This is a genomic window from Paraburkholderia sp. BR10954 (assembly GCF_040965775.1).
Taxonomy (GTDB): Bacteria; Pseudomonadota; Gammaproteobacteria; order Burkholderiales; family Burkholderiaceae; genus Paraburkholderia; species Paraburkholderia youngii.
Map to the genome: position 1 here is coordinate 1 of NZ_JBFRCK010000121.1, position 3,887 is coordinate 3,887.

The 3,887-nt window shown below is 58.1% G+C and carries 3 protein-coding genes and 5 pseudogenes; 4 read left to right on the plus strand and 4 right to left on the minus strand.

Going from position 1 to position 3,887, the window contains the following annotated elements; translation table 11 throughout:
- Positions 1-148: 148 nt before the first annotated feature.
- From AB4Y34_RS41000 to AB4Y34_RS41010, 3 genes and pseudogenes are all read left to right on the plus strand, one after another.
- Positions 149-304: pseudogene (locus tag AB4Y34_RS41000) on the plus strand (tyrosine-type recombinase/integrase); the annotation flags it as partial.
- Positions 305-626: 322 nt separating this feature from the next.
- Complete coding sequence (locus tag AB4Y34_RS41005) at positions 627-890, plus strand: hypothetical protein (RefSeq protein WP_368594171.1); 264 nt, start codon at positions 627-629, stop codon at positions 888-890.
- A gap of 68 nt (positions 891-958) precedes the next feature.
- Entirely contained in the window at positions 959-1,531 is a 573-nt protein-coding gene (locus AB4Y34_RS41010; protein ID WP_368719216.1) for a hypothetical protein, read from the plus strand.
- Between the two features lie 162 nt (positions 1,532-1,693).
- Here AB4Y34_RS41010 and AB4Y34_RS41015 read toward each other — a convergent pair.
- The 3 genes and pseudogenes from AB4Y34_RS41015 to AB4Y34_RS41025 all read right to left on the minus strand — a co-directional run.
- Positions 1,694-2,071 (minus strand): annotated as a pseudogene (locus AB4Y34_RS41015) (tyrosine-type recombinase/integrase); the annotation flags it as partial.
- A gap of 87 nt (positions 2,072-2,158) precedes the next feature.
- Positions 2,159-2,782 (minus strand): annotated as a pseudogene (locus AB4Y34_RS41020) (IS66 family transposase); the annotation flags it as partial.
- A 188-nt stretch (positions 2,783-2,970) separates the two neighbouring features.
- Positions 2,971-3,255 carry a site-specific integrase gene (locus AB4Y34_RS41025; protein ID WP_368719217.1) on the minus strand — a complete coding sequence of 95 codons (285 nt, stop codon included), beginning with the start codon at positions 3,253-3,255 and terminating at the stop codon, positions 2,971-2,973.
- 180 nt (positions 3,256-3,435) lie between these two features.
- On the opposite strand from AB4Y34_RS41025, the pseudogene AB4Y34_RS41030 reads away from it, so the two are divergent.
- A pseudogene (locus AB4Y34_RS41030) lies at positions 3,436-3,660 on the plus strand (transposase domain-containing protein); the annotation flags it as partial.
- Positions 3,661-3,710: 50 nt separating this feature from the next.
- On the opposite strand, the pseudogene AB4Y34_RS41035 reads toward AB4Y34_RS41030, so the two are convergent.
- Positions 3,711-3,887: pseudogene (locus tag AB4Y34_RS41035) on the minus strand (IS6 family transposase); the annotation flags it as partial.

Consider the following 3,887-nt stretch of genomic DNA (forward strand, 5'->3'; position numbering starts at 1 on the left):
CTTCCCCGATGTTGGGGTGCAGCGGAAAGGAGCCTCAGACTATCTCTATATGGCTTCGCACATTTGCCCAGAAAGGGGCAGCATCGCAGTCTTACAAGACATAGTCCGGCAGGGAAGATAGTGGCGCCTATCTCTTTGAAGAGATAGTCGACATACCCATGCAACCCACGCGATTGCGAAGGGCGTCGAGCTGAGCGCCGTGCGGGATAACCTGCGTCACGCCTCGATTTCGACCACGTCGATTTACTTGCATACCGACGATGTGAAGCGGGCACGGCAGTTCGGGCAGGCATTTACCGACTGAGCTCCTTGTCACAAAGCAGGCCTTTCTGGAAGCGTACGTTATCATGCAACGCAACCGGGCAACGGAAGCGACGACGGCCCCGTGCGAACGGTCCAGGTGGCTGGCTGACGCCTTGGCGAGCTTGGCCTCCCTGAGGCCAGACGCCGTGCATTGATTACGACAGGAGGTAACGGGTGGAGTCTCGTCGAACCACAAATACTGCGCTCCGCAAAAGCCCACCCCACAAGGTCTTCGCCGATCCTGGCGTACTTTCGCCCCCGATCCGGCGCCCGCCGACATGGCGGCTGTCAGCGCAAACTGATTCATCGCACAGGACTTCAGGATGAACATGCTGAAACGTCGCCTCGCCGCGACAGACGACAAGCTGCAGGAGATCAAGACAGCCCGCAAGGCAGCCGCCAAGGCACAGCGCCAGCAGGTCAAGCAAACGCGCGCGGATCGCGAGCGAAAGATCATGCTGGCCGGCGAGGCGTTGCTGCGCCGTGTCGACCGCGGCGAGTGGGATGTTGCGGATTTCCGCGCGATGATGGACGAGTTCCTGTTCCGTCCGGCAGATCGCGCGCTGTTCGATCTCGACGACGAGTAGCCATTGATGTTCGACGGCGATGAGCAGCAGGAGCGGCGAATTTTTATCCTCACGACGAAGGAATCCTGATGCTGCCCACGCTACGCATGAACCGGAATTTTGTCGAGGCCCTGCTGGCCGAGCGAGCGCCTTGCTTTGCCATGGGGATCGTGGTCGAGGGCCAAACGCGCTATGTCTGCCTGGCACTGCGTCCCGTCGACGATATTCCACAAGACCTCACGCGCGGTGGCTTCAACTTCGGCCATTCGGTACGCGGTACCGACGACTTCGATGTCGTGCATTTCGGCTTTGAGTTTTACGGCTATCGAATCTTCAACGCCCTGATCAATCCGGGCAATGCGATCGCCAGGACGATCCTGTCGCACACGATCGAGACGAAGGCGTTTTTCTTCTTTGCGGTCAATCCGTCGGGGGGCGTGACGGCATTCAAGGCTAACATCGGCGAGTGCAGCCTGGACGGTATCGTGTCCAATCTCGAGCGCATCATGCGCTCGACCGCGACCGATGCCCAGTACGATGCGGCGTTGACGGCCTTCAGCGACCATCCGGATCCGGTCGGGCCGATGCCACATTGGGTCTGTCGAGACTGTCAGGATGGCCTCGATCTGTTCGACAATCTCATCGAACTGCGGCCCGCGTGATGGTCCGTCCGATGTACCTGCACGGCGATGAAATCCAGCGCCAGACAGATGCGGCAGGCTTTTGGCGCGCGTCACGCCCCAAGCAAACAAGCCGATTGACGCTCTCAATGTCGTGATGACGGAATTTTCTGGGATTCCGGCGTAGAACCCCTTCAACGAGGACCCCGATCGAAGCAGCCGTCTGGCGACACTGTGCCGAAGAAGATGACTTCCAGTTCGATTGGTCAACCCGGCGCGAACATACGCGGCATGCACCGCCTGATGGACTCGGCCCGTCCCCAGTGGCGTATCGACAGGCGCATAGTGCCGAACGAAAACAGATCGGGATACCGCTGTTGCCTTTCTGGCTAACCGGATGTAATCGGCTATCGCACAACCGGTCGCCTCTGGCAGCGGCATCACATACATCCGTCTCGATTTGGTCCGTCGGATTCGAAGCGTACCGTCGCGCCAGTTCAAATCGTCGAGCTGAATTTGCACGACTTCACCGACTCGCAGACCAAGATCGACCAGACATCGGACCATCGCGTAGTCGCGCAAGCCTGAAGCCGTTTCGGGAAGCGGCTCCGCTGGGCCGTTGGTCCATTCGCATGCGCGTGGGGCATGATGGTGAACTGGAGCCGCCGGTCAGGTAGCGGGATTCGGCGGGCTTGCTGGCGTGTGCAGCTTGTCGGCCACACGCCAAGGCAGGAGCTCGTCGATCTGATTGATTTTGTGATCGGCGATGTGGGCTAGCACATAGTCCAGGTAGGCACGCGGATCGATGTCATTCAAGTTGCAAGTGCCGATCAACGAGTACATTGCGGCTGCCCGTTCGCCGCCACTGTCGGAGCCGGCGAATAAAAAATTCTTCCGCCCCAGGCTTACACAACGCAGCGCATTTTCCGCGATGTTGTTGTCGATCTCCAGCGTGCCGTCTTCGCAATACAACGTCAGTGCGCTCCACTGGTTCAGCGTGTAATTGATCGCCTTGGCCGTATCGGACTTCGACGACAGCGTTTCGAGCTTTGCCCTGAGCCACGCTTCGTAGATCTGAAGCAGAGGTCTGGCATTCTCCTGCCGTATTCGCAACCGCTCGGCGGCTGGCCTGCCGCGAATGGAGGCCTCGATGTCATAGAGCCCGCCAATATATTCGAGTGCCTTTTGTGTTGTGTCAGATGGCGTGCGCACATGGATGTCGTAGAACTTTCTCCTCGCGTGCGCATGGCATGCCGCCTCGCGTATCGAGCCATCGCGGAACAATTCGTCGAACTGTTGGCGCAGGAAGTCACGAACGATCCGACCGCGCTGATATCGTGTGCAGTCCGCAAGCCCGCAAACGTCTTCGAGATGTTGGATGAACCGACAAACCTCATCGCGAATCGCATCAGGTTCGTCCCGCAGAAACCAAGGGATCGCACGCATGCCAAATACAACCAGAAGATGCTGAAGGGCGGCTCTTACATCCACCGCACTTCTCGGAATGGGATCTGGGCAAGTGCAGTGTGTGAGAGATGGTTGGCTACAAAATTGTTGACCAGCCGATAGTCGACACGAGCCGCGGGTATGCGGCGCTTTGCGACCCAATGCGCAAAGTGTGCAACGCATTTGACGTAGCGGTTGACGGTACTCGGAGCATAGCCCTGCTCCAGAAGATATTCGCAGTACCGCTCTGCAAACGGGGAAAGGACGCTGCGCCACAACCACGCCTGAGGTTGCGGTCGTAGAGGAGTCAAACCGGTCATGATGATTCTCCCGAAATGGATAACTGCCCATCTAGGAAAGCACCTTTTTTATGTGCAGTTTGCTGCGGCACACAAACCTCATGGAGGTCCGTAGAACCGATCCATGTTGCGTTTGGCTCGATGCAACTCCGCATAATTCCCGACTACGCATAACGCCTCCAATGCAAATATGTGCATTGAAGGCGGAATTGTCTGTTTGCCGGCGCAGACTCAGGCGGCGAACGTGCTGCCGCGATCTACAGCCTCATTGGATCGGCACGCCTGAACGTGATTGATCCCGAAGCCTATCTACACAACGTCATCGAGCGCATCACGGATCATCCCATCAACCGGATTGACGACCTGTTGCCTTGGAACGTCGCCCCTTTGCTGCCTCCCTCCGCGCGCATTGACCCCATTCGCTGACAGCACATCCCTCATCGGTCAATCTCGTGGGCAACGGTAATGATCGAGTGCTTACCCTTGATATACGTCTCATCCACGCGCCATCTCCTGCCGACTGCGCACTTGCGACGTCGAAATGCCTTTTCCAGAGCGGGCAGCAACTTGATCGCCCACCGGTGCACGGTTGAATGGTCGACATCGATGCCGCGTTCAGTCATCATCTCTTCCAGATTTCGCAGGCTCAGCCC

What these genes read in the sequence shown, in the direction of transcription:
- AB4Y34_RS41005 (WP_368594171.1), top strand. Translation starts at nt 627, where the DNA reads ATGAACATGCTGAAACGTCGCCTCGCCGCGACAGACGACAAGCTGCAG.
- AB4Y34_RS41010 (WP_368719216.1), top strand. Translation starts at nt 959, where the DNA reads ATGCTGCCCACGCTACGCATGAACCGGAATTTTGTCGAGGCCCTGCTG.
- AB4Y34_RS41025 (WP_368719217.1), bottom strand. Translation starts at nt 3,255, where the DNA reads ATGACCGGTTTGACTCCTCTACGACCGCAACCTCAGGCGTGGTTGTGG.